Raw genomic sequence first — 19,050 nt, 5'->3', positions numbered from 1 at the left:
TCGATGTGGTGATCTTGCAGGGTTCTCAAGTCCGGCCCGGACAAACCTGCAGAAGCATCGCCTCCCGGCACACGCCGGCCCGTTCGCGCGCGTCAGCCGTTGAAGCGGCGCCGTGATTCCTCGATGTGGCCCAGGTATGCGTGGGTCCAGTCGCACATGCCGTCGATCGTCACCCGCAGGGCCCGACCCGGCTCGGTGAGGGTGTACTCGACCTTGGCCGGCACCGTCGGGTACACCGTGCGGTCGACGAGGCCGTTGCGCTCCAGCATGCGCAGGTTCTGGGTGAGCATCTTGTGGCTGATGCCCTCGATAGCGTCCCGCAGCTCGCTGAAGCGCAGGGTGCGGTCTGCGATGCACTCGATGATCAGCAGCGCCCATTTGTTGGCGATGTCCGAGAAGATCTCCCGCGCCAGGGAGTCCGCGCGTGTCACGTCCGCGTCGTGCACCGAGCCCTTGAACTGCTTGGTTCCCATCTGGTTCCCCAGTCACCGAAAAGTGCGTTCTTCCACGTCAGCGCAGACTCTCCTACGGTTCCCGGGTAACCACAAGTGACCAGGAGAGCGCCTGGTCCGGAGCCAGGAGCGTCCTGGTTCGAGGAAGGAGGCAGGCAGCATGGCCATCACCCTGGTGAACCCCACCGGACTGCCGGAGATCGACGCCTATCGGCAGGTGTCGGTCGCGTCCGGCTCGCGGATCGTCTTCATGGCCGGACAGGTCGCCTGGGACGCCGACGGCGTCACCGTCGGCGAAGGCGACCTCGCCGCCCAGGTCGAGCAGTGCTACGTGAACGTCGCCACCGCCCTGGCCGGGGCCGGCGCCTCCCTCGACGACGTGGCGAAGCTGACCGTCTACGTCGTCGACTGGTCTCCCGACAAGATGCCCCGGCTCATGGACGGCATCACCCGTGCGGCCCAGCGGCTGGGCGTCACCGCGGCGCCGCCCGCCACACTGATCGGCGTCGCGGCGCTGGACGTACCGGAGCATCTGGTCGAGATGGAGGCCACGGCGGTCCTGGACTGACACGGGCGGCGGGGTCGGCGTGCTCGGGGGCGCAGGTCACAGCGGACCGTCCCACCTGGGCTACAACTCCCGCTCGGCGACCAGCCGCAAGGAGTTGGGCGGGCGGCCGGTCACGCGTCGGACGGTACCCGTGGTGCGGTCCTGGGCCCCCTCGGCGACGGCGTGGCCCACGGGCTGCTGGCGGCCACCCGGGCGGACCTCGTCGAATGCCTGACCGGCGAGAAGGGCGTGCCGCGCGAGGATCTGCGCGACGGCGGTTCGCCCATGTCCGGCCACCTCTGCTGGGCCTGCGGGGCGACGCTCGCCAGGGCGAAGGCGAGTGCACGGCGGACGGTCGGACGGTCCCCCGCGCCGCCCGACCGGCCATCGGCTGTACAGCGGGGACGCTATCGTCCGGCGGATGGTGCGGTCTTGGACGAATTTGCACTCGCCGAGAGAGCCACAGCCCCTTCCACCCGGCGGGAGGCCACCATCTGACCGGGTGTGGTGCCGGCGATGGACCGGAACTCGCGGTTCAGGTGCGACTGGTCGTAGAAGCCGCAGGCCGTCGAGATGTCGGTCAGGCTCGCGGACCCACGGCCGAGCAGCGCCACGGCGTGCCGGAAGCGCAGCACGCGGGCGGACCCCTTGGGCGTCAGCCCGATCTGCTGGGTGAACCGCCGGATCAAGTACCCCTGGCTCCAGCCCACTTCGGCGGCGATCCGGGCGATCGGCATCGCCCCCGCGCTGCCGGAGAGCAGCCGCCAGGCGTGGCCGACCTCGGGTGCGGGCTCCGGGCCGTGCCCGAGCCGGGCGAGCAACGCCGCGTCCAGCAGGTCGAACCTGGCCGCCCAGTCCCGGGTCGACGCCAGCCGCTCCACCAGCGTCCCGGCCTCCGGCCCCAGCACGTCCCGGATCTCGACGGCGAGGTTCGTCAACTCGCTCATCGGCATGCCGAACAGCCGGTAGGCGCCGAGCGGCGTGAACTCGACCCGGATCGCCTCCTGGCCGCCGGGATGCACACAGATCGCGGGCCGGTCCTCCACCCCCACCACCAGCGAGCCGATCCTCCCGCTGCCCCCGCCCGGCACGCCCAACCGCCGCACCTGGGAAAATGGCTCCGCCAGGCTGATCAGCAACGTGGCACACCCACTGGGCACCAACCGCGCCTCGTACGGCGAGGTCACCGCTTCCCAGTAGCCGACATAGCTGCGCAGAAACGGCCGCAATCCCGGATGCCAGGGTCGTGTGACCCGCCACAGACCACCGATCCGCCTGACCTCGACCGCACCCGCACCTGCCGGGGCGCCCAACGCGCCATGAACCACCACAAGGCTCACCTCACCCCCAAGGGACCACCTGAGCAACCACCTGGCAGCTCGGCCGTGCCCTCGTCGACTGTCCGCCCTGACAGCCGGTCACCACACGTGTCTCCCAGTATCCATGGCGCCGCATCCAACTCGCAGGCGAAGGAGGTGGAGTTGGCGTGCGGACCGGTGCAGATCCGTGACCCTTGCCGGTTCTACCCGGGCAACGGCAAGGGCGGCTTCGGCAGCCGGGGAGAGCTGGGCACGGGGTGGCAGACGTACGCCCCGCGCAAAATGCCTGCCCTGCGCGGGGCTCTACGGCAGTCGGCTCAGGCGAGTTCGACCAGCAGATCGCCGCCCTCGACCTGCTGGACGCGGTTGATGGCCAGGCGCGCCACCTTGCCGGACTTCGCCGCGGTGATCGAGGCCTCCATCTTCATCGCCTCGATGGTGGCGACCGTGGCACCGGCCTCCACCTCGTCCCCCTCGGCGACCGTGAGGGTCACCACGCCGGCGAACGGCGCCGCGACGTGGCCGGGGTTGGCGCGGTCGGCCTTCTCCGTCACCGGGACGTCCGAGGCCGCCGCCCGGTCGCGGACCTGGATCGGCCTCAACTGGCCGTTCAGAGTGGACATCACGGTGCGCATGCCGCGCTCGTCCGCGTCACCGACGGCCTGCAACTCGATCAGCAGCCGCACTCCGCGCTCGAGGTCGACGGCGTACTCCTTGGCCGGGCGCAGCCCGTAGAAGAAGTCCTTGCTGTCCAGCACGCTGGTGTCGCCGTAGGTGTCACGGTGCGTCTCGAACTCCCGCGTCGGTCCCGGGAACAGCAGCCGGTTGAGGGTCGCCCGCCGGTCCTTGGCCAGCCCTTCACGGTCGTCGGCGCTCAGTTCCCGCACCGGCTTGGCCTCGGCGCGGCCCTGCAGCGCCTTGCTGCGGAACGGCTCGGGCCAGCCGCCGGGCGGCGTGCCCAGCTCGCCGCGCAGGAAGCCGATGACGGAGTCGGGGATGTCGAAGCGGTCCGGGGTCGACTCGAAGTCCTCGGGGGACACTCCGGCGCCCACCAGGTGCAGCGCCAGGTCACCGACCACCTTCGAGGAGGGGGTGACCTTCACCAGGCGGCCGAGCATGCGGTCGGCGGCGGCGTACATCGCCTCGATCTCCTCGAACCGGTCGCCGAGGCCGAGTGCGACCGCCTGGGTGCGCAGGTTGGACAGCTGCCCGCCGGGGATCTCGTGGTGGTAGACGCGGCCGGTCGGTGAGGCCAGGCCCGCCTCGAAGGGGGCGTAGACCTTGCGGACGCTCTCCCAGTACGGCTCCAGGTCGCCGACGGCCTGGAGGTCCAGGCCCGTCGGCCGCTCGGAGTGGTCGGTCGCGGCGACGATCGCGGACAGCGACGGCTGCGAGGTCGTACCGGCCATGGAGGCCACCGCCCCGTCCACCGCGTCCGCGCCGGCCTGGATCGCGGCGAGGTAGGTGGCGAGCTGGCCGCCCGCGGTGTCGTGGGTGTGGATGTGGACCGGCAGGTCGAACTCCCGGCGCAGGGCCGTCACCAGCTTCGCCGCGGCCGGTGCCCGCAGCAGGCCGGCCATGTCCTTGACGGCCAGGACGTGGGCGCCCGCGTTCACGATCTGCTCGGCCAGGCGCAGGTAGTAGTCGAGGGTGTACAGGCGCTCGGACGGGTCGGACAGGTCGGAGGTGTAGCACAGGGCCACCTCGGCGACGGCCGTTCCGGTCTCCCGTACGGCCTCGATGGCGGGCCGCATCTGGCCGACGTCGTTCAGCGCGTCGAAGATGCGGAAGATGTCGATGCCGGTGGCCGCCGCCTCCTGCACGAACGCGTCGGTCACCTCGGTGGGGTACGGCGTGTACCCGACGGTGTTGCGGCCGCGCAGCAGCATCTGCAGGCAGATGTTCGGGGCGGCCTCGCGCAGCGCCGCCAGGCGCTCCCACGGGTCCTCGGCGAGGAACCGCAGGGCGACGTCGTAGGTCGCGCCGCCCCAGCATTCCAGGGACAGCAGCTGGGGCAGGGTGCGTGCCACCACCGGGGCGATGGCGAGCATGTCCTTGGTACGCACGCGCGTGGCGAGCAGCGACTGGTGGGCGTCGCGGAACGTGGTGTCGGTGACGCCGATGGTCGGGGAGGCGCGCAGCCAGCGCGCGAAGCCCTCGGGGCCGAGCTCGGCGAGCTTCTGCCGCGACCCGGCCGGCGGCTCACCGGCGGGCAGCGCGGGCAGCTTGGTCAACGGGTCGAGCAGGTCGGGCCGTTCGCCGTGCGGCTTGTTGACGGTCACGTCGGCGAGGTAGGTGAGCAGCTTGGTGCCGCGGTCGGCGGAGTGGCGCGCGGTGAGCAGGTGCGGGCGCCGCTCGATGAACGACGTGGTGACCCGCCCGGCCTGGAAGTCCGGGTCGTCGAGCACCGCCTGCAGGAAGGGGATGTTGGTGGCCACGCCGCGGATGCGGAACTCGGCCACGGCACGCCGGGCACGGCCCACGGCGGCGCTGAAGTCCCGGCCCCGGCAGGTGAGTTTCACCAGCATGGAGTCGAAGTGGGCGCTGATCTCCGTACCGGCGTGGGTGGTTCCGCCGTCGAGACGGATGCCCGAGCCGCCCGGCGAGCGGTAGGCGCTGATGCGGCCGGTGTCCGGGCGGAAGCCGTTGGCGGGGTCCTCGGTGGTGATACGGCACTGGAGTGCGGCGCCCCGCAGGGTGACGGTCTCCTGGGCGAGGCCCAGGTCGGCCAGCGTCTCGCCGGCGGCGATGCGCAGCTGTGCCTGCACCAGGTCCACGTCGGTGACCTCTTCGGTCACCGTGTGCTCGACCTGGATGCGCGGGTTCATCTCGATGAAGACGTGGTTGCCGTCGCGGTCGAGCAGGAACTCCACGGTGCCGGCGTTGCGGTAGCCGATCTGCCGGGCGAACCGCACGGCGTCGGCGCAGATGCGGTCGCGCAGCTCCGGGTCGAGGTTCGGCGCGGGCGCCAGCTCGATCACCTTCTGGTGGCGGCGCTGCAGCGAACAGTCCCGCTCGAACAGGTGGATGACGTTGCCCTGCCCGTCGGCGAGGATCTGCACCTCGATGTGGCGCGGCTCGACGACGGCCTTCTCCAGGAAGACCGTGGGATCACCGAACGCGGACGCCGCCTCTCGCGAGGCCGCCTCGATGGCCTCCCGCAGCTGGGCGGGATCCTCGACGCGCCGCATGCCGCGCCCGCCACCGCCCGCGACCGCCTTGACGAACACGGGGAAGCCGATGTCCTCGGCGGCGCTCACGAGTGCGTCCACGTTGGTGGACGGCGCCGAGGAACCCAGCACCGGCACGTCGGCCGCGCGGGCCGCCGCCACCGCCCGTGCCTTGTTCCCGGTCAGCTCCAGGATCTCCGCGCTCGGCCCGACGAACGTGATGCCCGCCTCTTCGCACGCCCGGGCCAGGTCGGGGTTCTCGGACAGGAAGCCGTAACCCGGGTAGACGGCGTCCGCCCCGGCCCGCTGCGCGGCACGGACGATCTCCTCCACGGACAGATAGGCCCGCACCGGATGTCCCGGCTGGCCGATCTCGTAGGCCTCGTCGGCCTTCAGCCGGTGCAGGGAGTTGCGGTCCTCGTGCGGGAAGACGGCGACGGTGCGCGCGCCCAGCTCATAACCTGCGCGGAACGCACGAATCGCGATCTCGCCGCGGTTGGCGACCAGCACCTTGCGGAACATTCTTGATCCCTTCAGCCTGCCGGTGACGGAGAGCACCCATGGTGTCGGCGGCACCCCTCTTACGCCATGTGAGCCGGGCCACTCGCGGCCTAGGCTGTCCTTGAGCCTCCTGTGGTCAAGGGCGACGTCGGTCCGTCTCGGGCGTTCGGCCGCGGCGGGGCGAGCGCCGGGTAAGGGAGGTGCCCCATGACCAGCGCGAGTCACCGCGGTGCACGTGCCCACGACGCGGTCCGTGAAACGCCGGACCGGCACACGTCCGCGGTGGGACACGCCGGGGTCTTCCAGGACCTGCTCCCGCTGGCCCTCTGGGTGGCCGATGCCGAGGGGCGCCTGGTGCAGTGGTCGCTCGCCGCGCAGGACCTGCTCGGTCACACGCCGGAGCAGGTGGTGGGCCAGGACGCCGAGCAGGTCCTCGTACCGGAGGAGAACCGGGAGCTGGCCGACCGGCTCACCCGGACGGTGCGGTCGGGTGCGGCGGTCGTGGCACGGCTGCCGGTCCGGCATCGCGACGGGACCCTGGTCGAGATGGAGATGTGGATCTGTCCGATCGCGGATGTGCGGGGGCGGACGGGTGTGCTGGCCATCGCGGCGGAGACGTCCGCCGTGGAGCGGATGCGGGATGCGCTGGCCGCGCTGGAGGGACTCTTCACGCAGTCCCCCATCGGCCTGGCCATGCTCGGTCCCGACCTGCGTTTCCTCCGGGTCAACGAGGCGCTGGCCCGGATGGACGGCGTCCCGGTCGCCGAGCACGTCGGCAGGCGCGTGACCGAGGTCGCCCCCGGCGCGGGCGCGCTGGAGTCGGTGATGCGGGAGGTCCTCGACCGAGGTGAGGCGGTGGTGGACTTCCGTCATACGTCCGGCTCGACCCCGGAACGGCAGCGGACGTGGTCCTGCTCCTACGCCCCCCTGCTCGGCGGTGCCGGCCAGCGGGTGGGAGTGATCGCTTCGCTCATTGACGTCACGGAGGGGCAGCGGGCCCACCTGGATGCGGAACGGGCACGGCAGAGCCTCGCGCTGCTGGCGGAGGCCGGTACGCAGATGGGCTCCACCCTGGATCTGACGCAGACGGCGCAGGAGGTGGTCCGCGTCCTGGTGCCCCGGCTCGCGGACTCGGCCGATGTCCAGCTGCTGGAGGAGGCGATGGCCCCGGACGAGACCGCCGCCTCGGCGCACGGCGTGGTCCGGCGTGTCGCGGCGACCTTCACGGATCCGGCCGCGCCTGCCGACTACCTCGCGGTCGGCATGACCCTTCAGGTCCCGCCCGGCTCGATGTACGAGCGGCTCATGAGTGCCGGGCGTCCCATGAATCTCTACCTGAGCGACATCGGCCCGCTGGTCAGGGTCCCGGGCGCCGACCGGCTGCGTGAGTACCTGCGCGACCGTGTGGGCTCGGCGCGCCTGATCCCGCTGGTGGCCCGGGGCACGGTGCTCGGCGCGGTCGCGGTCACCCGGACCCGCGATCGAGAGCCGTTCGACGACCAGGACACCCTGTTGATCGACGAGCTGGTCGCACGCGCGGCGCTGAACATCGACAACGCGCGCATGTACAGCCGGCAGCGCGACGCGGCGCTCACCCTCCAGCGCAGCCTCATGAACCCCTCCCTGCCCGAGGTCAACGGGCTGGAACTCACCGGGCGCTACCTGCCGGCCGGCGATCACGAGGTCGGCGGCGACTGGTTCGACGCCATCGCCCTGTCGGGCGGCCGGACCGCGCTGGTGATCGGGGACGTGATGGGACACGGCATCCACGCCGCGGCGGTCATGGGGCAACTGCGCACCGCCGTACGGACCCTGGCCTGCCGGGACACCCCGCCCGACGAGCTGCTGCGCGCCCTGGACGCCACCGTGGCGGAACTGGGCGACAACGAGATGGCCACCTGCCTGTACGCCGTTCACGATCCGGTCACCGGGCACTGCCTGATCGCCAGGGCGGGCCACCCGCCCCCCGTGGTCGCCGACGAGCGGGGGACGGTCGTCTTCCTGGACGGCCCGGCGGGCCCGCCCCTGGGCGTGGGCGGGCAGGGCTGTGAGGTCCAGCAGATGATCCTCCCGCCCCGCAGCCTCCTGGTGATCTACACCGACGGCCTGATCGAGACCCGCGGCACGGACCTCGACGAGGGCATGCGCCGGCTGGCACAGGCGCTACGGCATCCCGGGCGCCCCCTGGAAGAGGTCTGCGACGACCTCCTGGCCCACGTCATGCCCGAGGTGGCGGACGACGACGTGGCGGTGCTCCTCGCCCGGGCACTGCCCCGGTGAGCCCGGACGACGGACGGGAGCCGTCACCGACCGTCGCTCGCACGACCGTGGGCGCAACGACCAAGCACGAGATGCCCGCACAGCCGATACTGGGAGTCAGCCACTGCAAAGCCAGTCACGCGGAAAGGCAGGAGCGCCCGGGGCGCCGCACCACTGGCCCCGTGAACGGCGCGAGATGGGTGGGCGATGCACAACACATCCCCGACGTGGCTCAGTGAGAGCCCGGACGATCCGTTCTCGGTCCACCGGTCCGCGTGGGCCGTTGTGGACGGTCGCGGACGTGTCGTCGGGTGGAGCGAACAGGCCACCGCGCTTCTCGGGTACCAGGCCGACGAGGTGCTGGGCCGTGCGGCGCGCGAGGTCCTGATCGCCGACGGGGACGAGGCGGTGATCGCCGAGGCGACCGCCGCGTGTCTGCGGGCGCGCGGCTGGTTCGGGCTGCTGCCGGTCCGCGACCGTGCGGGCCACCGCGTGTTCGTGGGGTTCAGGGCCCGGAAGGTGCGGCGCTGGGACTCCACCGACGAGTGGCTCCTCGTCGGGTCGCTCGCCGAGGACATCGTCCAGTGGGACATCGACCGGGCCGTGCTGGACGGCTTCTTCCGCCGGTCCCCCGTGGGCGTCGCGGTGCTCGGTCCGGACCTGCGCATCCTGCGGGTGAACCGGGCGATCGCACGGTTCGGCGGTCTGCGGACGGAGGCGTACCGCGGGCTTCGCACCGCCGACTTCCTGCTCGGGCCCGACACGGAGCTGATCGAGGAACGGCTCCGCGGGGTTCTGCAGACGGGCCGGCCCCTGATCTTCGCCGAGCAGCGCTGCCGGTTGCTGCGGGACCCCCAGAAGGAACTGATCGTCTCCGTGTCCGCCTTCCGGATGGAGGACCCCTCCGGCAAGGTGCTGGGCGTCACCGAGATCGTCGAGGACGTCACCGACCGGCACCGGGCCCGCCGGCGGCTCGCCCTGCTCAACGAGGCGGGCGCCAGGATCGGCAGCACCCTGGATGTGGCCAGGACGGCGCGTGAACTGGCCGAGGCGGCGGTTCCGGCGCTCGCCGACGCCCTCTCGGTGGATCTGCTGGAACCCGTGCCCCGGGGCGAGGAGCCGGCCCCCGACGCCATGGGCCCGCTGCGCAGGATGGCGGCGCACAGCGTCCTGCCCGACGCCCTGCGGTTGATGCATCCCACCGGCCATCTGTTCTCCTTCCCCGAGGACACGGCGCCGTCCCGCTGTCTGGCCGAACGGCGTCCCGTCCTCGAGCCCTTCCTGGAGGGCAGTGGCGGGTGGATCGCCGCCGAGCCGGCACGGGCCGCGAAGGCGCTCGAGATGGGAGTCCACTCGCTGATGGTGGTGCCGCTGGCCGCGCGCGGCGTGGTCCTCGGCCTGGTGTCTCTGTGGCGCGCGCAGCGGCCGGAGCCGTTCGAGGAGGACGACCTCACGCTGGCGGAGGAGTTCGCCGCCAGGGCCGCGGTCTGCATCGACAACGCCCGCCGCTACACCCAGCAGCACAACGCCGCCGAGGCCCTTCAGCGCAGCCTGCTGCCGAGCGAGGTGCCCGAGCACCCCGCGGTCGAGACAGCGCACCGCTACCTGCCCGCGCATGCCTCCGCCGGTGTCGGCGGCGACTGGTTCGACGTCATCCCCTTGTCGGGACTGCGCGTCGCACTGGTCGTCGGCGACGTCGTCGGGCACGGCATGCACGCCTCGGCGACCATGGGCCGGCTGCGCGCCGCCGTGCACACCCTGGCCCACCTCGACCTGGCCCCGGACGAGGTCCTCGCCCGGCTCGACGACCTGGTGGACCACCTGGCCACCGAACAGCGGGCGGCCGATGGCACCACCCCTCCGATCGTGGGCGCGACGTGCCTGTACGCGATCTACGATCCCGTCTCCCGGCACTGCACCATGGCTCGCGCGGGGCACCCGCCGCCGACCGTGCTGGGTCCGGACGGCAAGGTGCGCCCGATCGACCTCGCGGCCGGACCACCGCTCGGCGTGGGCGGGCTGCCGTTCGATGCGGCCGAGGTCGAACTGGAGGAGGGCAGCCTGATCGCCCTGTACAGCGACGGCCTCCTGCTGGCCGACCGTCGCGACATCGATCAGGGCTTGGCCCTGCTGCGCTCCGCGTTGGCCGGTCCGTCCCACTCACTGGAGCAGACCTGCAAGGCGGTGGAGGACGTGATGCTGCGCGACCGGCCCACCGATGACGTCACGCTGCTGCTGGGTCGGACCCGGGTGCTGGCGGCGCAGAACGTGGTCACCTGGAAACTGTCGGCCGAGCCCACCGCGGCCGGCCGGGCCCGGACGCTGGTGAGCGACCGGCTGGCCGAGTGGGGGCTGGAGGAGTTGGCCTTCACCACGGAACTGATCGTGAGCGAACTCGTCACGAACGCCTACCGGTACGCCGGCGGCCCGATACTGCTGCGACTGATCCGCGACGGCCACCTCATCTGCGAGGTCTCCGACACCAGCAGCACCTCCCCCCACCTGCGCCAGGCCAGCAGCACCGACGAGGGCGGACGCGGCCTGTTCCTGGTGGCCCAGCTGTCCGAACGGTGGGGCACGCGCTACGGCCGCAACCGCAAGACCATCTGGGCCGAACAGCCGCTGACGGCGCATCAGGGGCAGTAACGCGCATGCCGCAGACCGCCCGTCGCGGAGACGGGGCCTAGGAGGAGATCGGGGGCAGCGCGGCTCGTTCGGTGTCGGCCAGGAGGACGCAGAACTCGTTGCCCTCCGGGTCGGCGAGTACGACCCACCCCCAGCCGTCGGGCCGTCGGTGGTCGGCGACCAGGGAGGCGCCCAGGGTCAGCAGCCGCTCGACCTCCGCGTCCCGCGAGGTGTCGGGACGCAGACACAGATGGAGCCGGTTCTTGCCCGCCTTCGGCTCGGGGACTTGTCGGGAAGACGTAACCAGGCGCACGCTGGGGTTATGACTCGATACGTCGCTCTGTACTGCCGACTGTCCCCCCGCCCGGACGGCAGCTATGAAGGTGTCGACCTTCAGGAAGGGTGGGGCCGCTCCTACTCCGCGAGCATGTGGCCGGGGCTGCCCGTGAAGGTGTTCGCCGATGCCGGTATCTCTGCCGCGAACGGCGACCACCGCCCCCGTTACGAGGACTTCCGCGCGGCTCTCGGCCGTGGGGAGGTCGCCCACGTGTGGGCTGTGGAACAGTCCCGGTTGGAGCGGCGTGAGGTCGAGTGGTTCACTCTCGCCGCGGAGCTGGACGCTGCCGGTATCAGTGAGCTGCACACGAACAGGGATGGGGTTGTCCGCGTACATGACGAGGTCGCCGGTATCCGCGCGGTACTCAACGCTGGGGAGGTGCGCAAGATGAAGAAGCGGGTCAATGATCGTCTTGCCGAGAATGCCGCCCAGGGGCGCGCGGCGGGGTCCAAGCCGTTCGGGTACGGCCACGGTGTCGATGAATCCGGTAACAAGACGTACGTCATCATCCCGGAGCAGGCGGAGGCGATCCGGTGGGCCGCTGAGAAGGTGCTGGACGGCTGGTCACTCGCGAACATCGCCGCTGAGCTGCGGGCACGCGGTCTGGTCGGCGCGCACAGGGTGAAGGTCAAGGACGCCAACGGCGGGATCGTCACCGACGCGGCGGGGAACCCCGTCACACGGCCGTCCACCCTCACGGCAAGCTCGGTGCGGTCCATGGTCACCAAGCCGACCATTGCCGGGTTCCGGGTGCATCAGGGCGTGATCGTGGGCCGTGGCAACTGGGCGCCCATCCTGGACGAGGCGACGTGGCAGGCGTGCCGGGCGAAGCTGTCGGCACCGCGCACGGTGCGCACGTCGGACGGCTTCAGCTACCCGATCACCGACGCGCACAAGGGGAACCCTGCCGGGCGCAAGTACACGCTGACCGGTGGTCTGGCCGTGTGTGGCGTGTGCAAGGCGCCCATGGTCGGCTCGGTGAAGAAGCTCAAGAACGGCAAGCGGACGCCGTACCTGTTGTGCCACCCGAACCGGGGCGGTAAGGGCTGCACGGGCGTCATGCTGGAGGCGACCGAACAGCACGTCGCCGACGAACTGTTCGCTGAGCTGGACAAGCCGGAATTCCTCGATGCGCTCACCTCTGACGACCATGCCGCCCGCCGGGACGAACTGACGGCTGAACTCACGGCAGTGGACGCGGAGCGCAACGAAATCGCCGCAGAGCGGGGGCGCGGTGAACTGACGCTGGCTGAGTGGAAGAACATGCGGTTGGGTCTGAACGAGCGGGAGCAGCGTCTACGGGCCGAACTTGCCGCCGTGCCGCCGCCCGCGATGAAGATGGACATTGCCGCCGCGCGGGCGACGTGGGATGACGGGATGACACTGGACGAAAAGCGTGCGTTCCTGCGCATGTTCATCGACAGCGTGACGATCAAGCGTGCCAAGCCGGGAACCAAGGGGTTCGACTCGAACCGTGTCGCGATCAAGTGGCGGGAGGCGTGAGCTAAGTCACGTGGTGCACGCATCGGCGCGACCGATGCACTGAACAACGGCCCTCTATCCGGGGGCCGTTGTTGTTTGCCGAATGCGCTCCACTGATGTGAGGCCGGTCCTCACCCCCTTTCGGGGGCCACCATTCTGTGCTTAGGGTGATTGGCATCCGGGCCGCAATGGTGAGCGGCCCCGTGTCCCGACGGGACATATCCGGGAACGCCTCATGGCTATCAGCCCCGAAGCCGCGCGCATTCGCGCGAAGATCGCCGCAATCCGACGTCACCGCCCGGAAGCGGACACCACGGCCCTCGAACGCGAGTTGAAGGCCGCCACCCTTGCCGCGCATGTCGAGCGCGCCGTAGATGACCCTGTGCAGCTTGCCCAGGCCGCCCGCATTGTGCGCGCGGCCCTCGACCGCAGGCGCCTCGCTCTGACGCTAACACCGCCTCCGGCGCACCACACGGACGGCGGTTCTCTCGATGCCGCATAGGCAGATATCGCGCATTCGCGCTCTCCTCCGCCCTGGGCGGTAATTTTCCCTGCCCAACAACCTCACAGCATGGCCCGGTTGGAAGAACCGCCCAGGCGCGTCTATGCCTACGGCCAGATTGTCACCGGTAGTTCCGCTAGGACATGGCGCCGAAAGGTGGGCACAGGTAGCGGGACAGACATTGAACGAACCATTTCTAGGAGGTCTCAATGCCCGGAAACAAGAAACCCAGAAAGTCCCGGCCGGCGCCTAGCGGGCCACCCAAGGTGATCAAGGAATTTGCTCGCAATTATGAATGCGGTCACTGTCGATCGCACGTGACAGACATCTTCCGGGACGTATCCGGGATTTACCACGTGATGGTTGGGCACGATGACGGTTGTCCGGTCCTTAGCGGTGTCCTTACGGACGTACCCGATGCGCTGAGAGCGGCAATGGCGACGGGACGCGCTTCGAGGGTCGTAGGCGACCCAAACGGCGGGGTGCTGGGTGAATGAGGAACTGCCACAGTCAGAGATAAATGTGCAGCACGCCTTGTTGTGGCTACTCAATCCGCAGGCTGCACCACTGGAGTCATATAACGAGGAAGTGCAGCGATACGTTACCGCCCTGAGTGCCCAACTCCCCACGCTAGGCATTGGCGACAGAACTGAGGTGCTGATAGAGGCGCACAGGCGCGAGGCAGCCGAGATAAAGGCTGCCAAGGAAATCCGAAGCTATAACCGCGCGAAAGAACGTGCGGCCAAGATAGACGAGGATGAGTTTTCCTCCGCCCTCGAATCAGAGGAAGGCAGGGCCTCACTTGCCGCGTGCTTTGCGGCAGATGCGCTAAGCACTGACACTCTTGATAGCATCCCGGATCACGAGCCATTGATTGCTGACTTTATCAATCGAGACACTCTGTCCCGCATATTCGGCCCGCCAAAGAGCCTCAAGTCATTCATAGCTCTGTCCATGGCTGCCGCTATAGGGACCGGTGAACGATGGTTCGGATACGCGACGAATCAAACTCCTGTCCTCTATGTGGTTGCGGAGGGGGCGCGAGGTATACGGCCACGCGTACGAGCCTGGGAGGAAATGAACGGCCGGAAGATGACGGGAGTCACTTTCTATCCAAGAGCCGTGCAGATCGGTGAAGATGACCAAATGCGCCAACTCATCGCATACGCGAGGCAGGGCGGATACGGCTTTGTCATCTTCGACACGCAGGCGCGATGCACTGTTGGCCATGAGGAGAACAGCAACAGCGAAATGGGGAAGATCGTTGCCCGGCTGGACAAGCTGAGAGAGCACACGCAGGCAGGCGCCATGCTCGTACACCACTCAGGTAATGAGGGAGGGCGCGCGAGGGGAGCTACGGCCATCCTCGCGGCTATTGACTCAGAGTTTGAGGTGAAGCGGGACAAGGGCACAGCCAGAGTCACCGTTAAAAGCGTCGCCCAGAAAGATATGGCGGAAGCGCCGGATCTTGCTGTAGAGGCTGTAAAGACTGGCGACTCATTGGCGCTCCGAGCGGCAGGCGCCTTTACCGCCGAACCAATCAGCGTGAAAATCATCGTGACAGGCAAGCAAGCACAGACCCTTTGCGGCATCGCTGAATTCGGAGAGATAGGCGCATCACCTACGGGAGTCGCCGAACGTCTAGGGAGGAAAGAGGAACGCTCCACCATAGGCACCCACATGGGCGCACTCAAAAGGAAGGGCCTGATTGTAAAGGTCCCGAATACGGGGCGCTATCAGGTGACGTACGAGGGGCAGCAACAGGCGGACGCAATAGCGGCCCAGGCTGCCGCATTGGCGAGGGAGGTAGCCGCCGCCCAGTTGGCCGTGGGGGAACCTTGATCCCGTAGTGCCCAGGCAGCGACGAACCAAGATCATGTAGTGAGTTCGTCGCTATCCCTCGTCGCTATCGTCGCTAGTCCGTCGTGCTTTCGTCGCTACCTCTGACCAGGCACGTAGTGAATTCGTCGCTATCACTTGATCTCAAACCTTGATCGTGTCGCTATTGCTGCGGGGGTGTACGTAGTACCCCCGCATAGCGACGCAAGGCGACAGCCAGCAAAAGAAGCCACCTGGGCGAGGCTCGCATGCCACCTGGGCGCCCCTCGCAGCACGCAACGCCGCAGGCCACAGGGGCAGGCCGGCTGAGCGCTCACCACAAAACCGCAGGTCAGAGCGCTGCGTTTTTAGGAATCCGGTCTTATCCCAGCCCCGGCCCAAACTCTCAAAAAACTCCCCGATGGCCAGTGCCACCCCAGTGATCTTGAAGGAGCACTATGGACAGGACCCTTGAGCCTGCAACCGTCCCGGCTCTACTCCGTGCCTGCCTCGCCGGAGACGAGACCGGTGCAGCGGTGATTGTGGGCAACTCTGACCCGCTCACGCTGATATTCGCTTTGGCGGCATGGGCGAATGAGTACGGGATCTCCACAAAGAACGGGTCAGTGGAGAGTTGGGACGAATCACTCGCGGAAGTTCAGCGACAAATGCAGGGTCGCTGATTTACAATTCACACGGTTCCTGGCAAGAGGCAGCCACTCCCCTGGCAGATATCCCGGGGGAGGGCAACCAAGCCGGAATCCCAGTGCCACGGGCACCCCTCGCCGGAACGGATGACTTTCGGGTGGGCGGTGAGTCCGGGCCGAGTCGGGCGGATGTCCCCGGCTGGTCGACCCCTTTGCAGCGCGGCACGCGTCATTTCTCCGCGCATTTATCAAGGGGTGGATCATGCCCACACTCGCAGACCAGATACGCAAGCTTGAAGGCGTCCGCGACGACGCACGCCACCGTAAGGAAACCGTCCAGGAACAGCTACAGCGCATCCTGGACGCTGCCCAGCAAGCTGGGCGCACGCACCTTTCCGCCGAGGAAGACAGGGCCGTACAGGAACTCACGGAGGCCCGTGACGCTGCGGTTATCGAAACGCGCAATGCCGCGCGTGATCTGGAACGCCTGCGCGCCGTGCAGCTCGAAGAAATCGAGTACGGCAAGAGGTCGAGCCAGATAACGCCCACGAACGTGCGCAGGGCCGCTTATGACCGGGTGGCGCGTATCGGAACGGAAGAGCGTACCTACCGGCCCGATCAGGACCCGAACGGCCGGAACTTCCTGACCGATGTTTCCCGTCAGTTCCTGTTCGGTGACCCTGGGGCCCAAGAACGCCTTGCCCGCCACATGCGGGAAGAGCAGACGGAGCGAGGCGAATACCTGTCGCGTGCGGTCGGTACCGGCGCATTCACGGGCCTCACCGTGCCGCAGTACCTCACCGAACAGTTCGCCCCCGCTACGGCCTCACTGCGGCCGTTCGCGGATGCCGCGTGCAACCGTCACCCGCTTCCCGCGCAGGGCATGTCCATCGAGTTGTCCCGTATCACCACCTCGTCCAGTGCGGGAATTCAGGCGACGCAGAACACGGCGGTTGCCGAACAGAACATGGATGACACGGTGCTTTCAATTCCCGTGCAGACTGCCGCCGGTCAGCAGACCGTTTCCCGGCAGGCGATTGAGCGGGGCTCGGGAATCGACGACGTTACAATGCAGGACCTTTTCAACCGGGTCGCCACTACGCTGGATTCCACGCTGCTTAACCAGGCCACCACAGGTCTGACGAATGCGGCTTCCTCCGTGGCTTATACCGACGCATCGCCTACGGCTGCGGAACTGTGGCCGAAGATTCAGAGTGCCGCTTCCACTGTCGAAAGCACGCTCCTGAATATGGGGTATGCCACTCACGCGGTGATGCATTCGCGTCGCTGGAACTGGCTTGCCTCGCAGGTCGGCTCATCCTGGCCGTTCGTGTCGACAGGTGGAATGCCCGTAAATGCGGGTGGTCTGACGCTCACGAACGAGTACGGCCCCGCGGTGCGTGCCAAACTGTCTTCCGGTCTGCTCGTAATCGTCGACAACAACATAGCCACGAACTTGGGCGGTGGCACAAACGAGGATGAGATTTACGTTGTGCCGCGGAATGAATGCCACCTGTGGGAGGACCCTAACGCCCCGATGTTCATTCGAGCTGAACAGCCGCAGGCGGCATCCCTGGGCGTCCTGCTCGTGGCTTACGCCTACTTTGGCTATACCTTCCAACGCTACGCGTCCGGCGCTATGGCGAAGGTAGCGGGGACAGGGCTGGTCACTCCTGTGTTCTAGGTCTGTGGTCATGAAAAGGCCCCCTCTCGTCTCGCGCTGAGCGGACGGAGGGGGCCATTTCTGCGTTTCTAGGCCCCGATAGCCTTTAAACCCTCGTATGCCTCGCGCAAGTCGGGCGCCTCCGGTAGCTGTTTAGCTTCAACCGCCTTGACGACTTCCAATGCTCGCCAGTGATTCGACGGCACTACGCGCCCACTCAATATGGCTTTCTGGGCGGAGGCGCAAGCCTCATCTAGGCGATTGTCCGTGAGTAGAACTAGCGCCAAATCGATGTTCGCTGAAGCCACGCGGCGCGGCCATTTGGTGACGTCGTTGGACGGACTGAGACGCGTGATAACCTCGCGCGCGTACGGTTCGGCGGCAGCGTCACCCAGCCATGCGAGCGTTGTTGCTGTGTAGGCGAGCGCCTTTGCGGGATCGTATTGGTAGTGGTGCTCTTTAGGACGCTCCGGGATTCCCAGGGCGGCAGCCATGGCCTGTACCCGCTCGATAGCCGCATAGGTCTCTTTGCCCTGCCCGAGCCTCGCGCGTGCGCGCCCTTCCTGGGCGGTGGCTTGGATGAGGGCGGAGGTGCCTTTAGGAGCAATGCTCTGAGCCGCTAGAGACAGTTCCAGGGCGCGCACATAGTCCCCGTCCGTGAGGACCCGCCACGCGTCCGTTTCAAAGCACCATGCTTCGATCTCTGGGGCCTCCGCCTGTCGTGCGAGGGTTGCCGCGGTTTGCAGCCTGGCCGTTGCCGCATGCTCCTGTTTCAAGTCGATATGCAGCGTTGCCCCGAGCAGAGACAACCAACCGCCAACGACCAGCAAACGCCGATGTTCGGAGAGCGTCATGCGGGCGTCTAGTAGCCGCACCACATACGCGGAGTGCTGCCGTACACGGTCCAAGAGTTCGCCCGGAGGTGTGACCGGATAGGCCGTTGCCAATTCATCAAACGCGGACTCTAGGCGCATGAGTGTTTCCGACCCGACGTCACTTGCTTGGACGCGTCGAGACAACTCCCAAGCCGCCATCTCATCATCGTTGGCCGGCTGCGCGGGGGTTATCCAATTCGACTCTGCAGCGACCGGCAGAACATCAGCCGCTAGCAATTCGTCGAGTTCTCTCGACGTCAGTTCCAAGAGCCTTTGGAGCCTAGGCCGTTGATGCGGTTGGGGGTCGACCTCCCCCCGCTCCCAGCGCTGCACCGTGGTGCGGTCGACGCCTAGGGCGTCTGCAAGTTGTTCCTGCGTGTAGCCGCGCGACTTCCGGCGCTGCGCTAGGCGCTGCCGCTTTGCTGCCATGCCCGTACTCCGTCCGGGATGTGTCTGCCCTGGTCAGGGTAGCGCGTGCAGCCTTCCTGCCGCCTAGATGCAGCTTCTCTGCCGTGGTGCAGCCTGCGCGCAGCGTGAAGCGTGGTCAGACACAAAGACCCCCGCGACCGTGCGACCGGCCCGGGGGCGTGGACCACCTGAGAGAGCAGGCAGCCAATGGACTACCTATCACAGCTACTCGTGTGGATGAGAGCGGCCCTGTTCGGGCGGCGCACCCCCGCCAAGCACAGGCGACAGGCAGCGCCCCAGGCGCCCCAGGCAGCGCCCCAGGCGCCCAGGGAACCCCGCTACCGGCCGTCCCCCTACGTGGTCGGCGCAAGGCTCGTAGACGTGCCCAGGCTCCGCAGGCAGCGGCAGGTCAGGGCAGAGGAAGCCTGGGAGCTCACGGGCTCCA

Annotated in this window: 11 protein-coding genes and 2 pseudogenes; 8 read left to right on the top strand and 5 right to left on the bottom strand. The window is 68.2% G+C overall.

The window, feature by feature from the left end; translation table 11 throughout:
• Positions 1-92: 92 nt before the first annotated feature.
• Positions 93-473 carry a winged helix-turn-helix transcriptional regulator gene (locus tag IF78_RS0107460; protein ID WP_031479834.1) on the bottom strand — a complete coding sequence of 127 codons (381 nt, stop codon included), beginning with the start codon at positions 471-473 and terminating at the stop codon, positions 93-95.
• Positions 474-612: 139 nt separating this feature from the next.
• Here IF78_RS0107460 and IF78_RS0107455 point away from each other — a divergent pair, with 139 nt between their 5' ends.
• Together IF78_RS0107455 and IF78_RS49500 are read left to right on the top strand one after the other, a co-directional pair.
• Positions 613-1,020, top strand: a complete 408-nt coding sequence (locus IF78_RS0107455) for a RidA family protein (RefSeq protein WP_031479832.1) — start codon at positions 613-615, stop codon at positions 1,018-1,020.
• Between the two features lie 156 nt (positions 1,021-1,176).
• Positions 1,177-1,269, top strand: a pseudogene (locus IF78_RS49500) (TetR/AcrR family transcriptional regulator); the annotation flags it as partial.
• Positions 1,270-1,406: 137 nt separating this feature from the next.
• Here the strand turns inward: IF78_RS49500 and IF78_RS0107445 are convergent.
• Entirely contained in the window at positions 1,407-2,327 is a 921-nt protein-coding gene (locus tag IF78_RS0107445; protein ID WP_031479828.1) for a helix-turn-helix domain-containing protein, read from the bottom strand.
• A gap of 308 nt (positions 2,328-2,635) precedes the next feature.
• Positions 2,636-6,010 (bottom strand): pyruvate carboxylase, encoded by a 3,375-nt coding sequence (locus IF78_RS0107440; protein WP_031479826.1) that lies wholly within the window; start codon positions 6,008-6,010, stop codon positions 2,636-2,638.
• Positions 6,011-6,196: 186 nt separating this feature from the next.
• Here IF78_RS0107440 and IF78_RS0107435 point away from each other — a divergent pair, with 186 nt between their 5' ends.
• Both IF78_RS0107435 and IF78_RS0107430 read left to right on the top strand, forming a co-directional pair.
• The gene (locus tag IF78_RS0107435; protein WP_031479824.1) at positions 6,197-8,269 is read left to right on the top strand and encodes a SpoIIE family protein phosphatase; all 2,073 of its coding nucleotides are present in this window, start codon (positions 6,197-6,199) and stop codon (positions 8,267-8,269) included.
• 186 nt (positions 8,270-8,455) lie between these two features.
• Positions 8,456-10,894 (top strand): SpoIIE family protein phosphatase, encoded by a 2,439-nt coding sequence (locus IF78_RS0107430; RefSeq protein WP_031479821.1) that lies wholly within the window; start codon positions 8,456-8,458, stop codon positions 10,892-10,894.
• A 37-nt stretch (positions 10,895-10,931) separates the two neighbouring features.
• Here the strand turns inward: IF78_RS0107430 and IF78_RS0107425 are convergent.
• Positions 10,932-11,180, bottom strand: a pseudogene (locus IF78_RS0107425) (VOC family protein); the annotation flags it as partial.
• Between IF78_RS0107425 and IF78_RS0107420 the strand changes: the two are divergent.
• The 4 genes from IF78_RS0107420 (at position 11,124) to IF78_RS0107405 (ending at position 17,343) form a co-directional block, all read left to right on the top strand.
• Positions 11,124-12,713 carry a recombinase family protein gene (locus tag IF78_RS0107420; protein ID WP_324617266.1) on the top strand — a complete coding sequence of 530 codons (1,590 nt, stop codon included), beginning with the start codon at positions 11,124-11,126 and terminating at the stop codon, positions 12,711-12,713. The pseudogene IF78_RS0107425 and the gene IF78_RS0107420 sit on opposite strands and share 57 nt — an antisense overlap.
• 214 nt (positions 12,714-12,927) lie before the next feature.
• The gene (locus IF78_RS0107415) at positions 12,928-13,194 is read left to right on the top strand and encodes a hypothetical protein (RefSeq protein WP_031479815.1); all 267 of its coding nucleotides are present in this window, start codon (positions 12,928-12,930) and stop codon (positions 13,192-13,194) included.
• Between the two features lie 489 nt (positions 13,195-13,683).
• Positions 13,684-15,036 carry an AAA family ATPase gene (locus IF78_RS45815; RefSeq protein WP_078662345.1) on the top strand — a complete coding sequence of 451 codons (1,353 nt, stop codon included), beginning with the start codon at positions 13,684-13,686 and terminating at the stop codon, positions 15,034-15,036.
• A gap of 885 nt (positions 15,037-15,921) precedes the next feature.
• Entirely contained in the window at positions 15,922-17,343 is a 1,422-nt protein-coding gene (locus tag IF78_RS0107405; protein WP_051827547.1) for a phage major capsid protein, read from the top strand.
• 68 nt (positions 17,344-17,411) lie between these two features.
• Here IF78_RS0107405 and IF78_RS45810 read toward each other — a convergent pair whose 3' ends face one another.
• On the bottom strand, positions 17,412-18,626 hold the full coding sequence (locus tag IF78_RS45810) for a helix-turn-helix transcriptional regulator (RefSeq protein WP_031479809.1): 1,215 nt from the start codon (positions 18,624-18,626) through the stop codon (positions 17,412-17,414).
• Positions 18,627-19,050: the final 424 nt, after the last annotated feature.

The sequence above is a fragment of the Streptomyces bicolor genome (assembly GCF_000719285.1).
Lineage (GTDB): Bacteria > Actinomycetota > Actinomycetes > Streptomycetales > Streptomycetaceae > Streptomyces > Streptomyces bicolor.
The sequence above is the reverse complement of the archived record's forward strand: the minus strand, read 5'-3'. Positions and strand labels throughout refer to the sequence as shown.

What these genes read in the sequence shown, in the direction of transcription:
- IF78_RS0107460 (WP_031479834.1), bottom strand. Translation starts at nt 473, where the DNA reads ATGGGAACCAAGCAGTTCAAGGGCTCGGTGCACGACGCGGACGTGACA.
- IF78_RS0107455 (WP_031479832.1), top strand. Translation starts at nt 613, where the DNA reads ATGGCCATCACCCTGGTGAACCCCACCGGACTGCCGGAGATCGACGCC.
- IF78_RS0107440 (WP_031479826.1), bottom strand. Translation starts at nt 6,010, where the DNA reads ATGTTCCGCAAGGTGCTGGTCGCCAACCGCGGCGAGATCGCGATTCGT.
- IF78_RS0107435 (WP_031479824.1), top strand. Translation starts at nt 6,197, where the DNA reads ATGACCAGCGCGAGTCACCGCGGTGCACGTGCCCACGACGCGGTCCGT.
- IF78_RS0107430 (WP_031479821.1), top strand. Translation starts at nt 8,456, where the DNA reads ATGCACAACACATCCCCGACGTGGCTCAGTGAGAGCCCGGACGATCCG.
- IF78_RS0107420 (WP_324617266.1), top strand. Translation starts at nt 11,124, where the DNA reads ATGGAGCCGGTTCTTGCCCGCCTTCGGCTCGGGGACTTGTCGGGAAGA.
- IF78_RS0107415 (WP_031479815.1), top strand. Translation starts at nt 12,928, where the DNA reads ATGGCTATCAGCCCCGAAGCCGCGCGCATTCGCGCGAAGATCGCCGCA.
- IF78_RS0107405 (WP_051827547.1), top strand. Translation starts at nt 15,922, where the DNA reads ATGCCCACACTCGCAGACCAGATACGCAAGCTTGAAGGCGTCCGCGAC.
- IF78_RS45810 (WP_031479809.1), bottom strand. Translation starts at nt 18,626, where the DNA reads ATGGCAGCAAAGCGGCAGCGCCTAGCGCAGCGCCGGAAGTCGCGCGGC.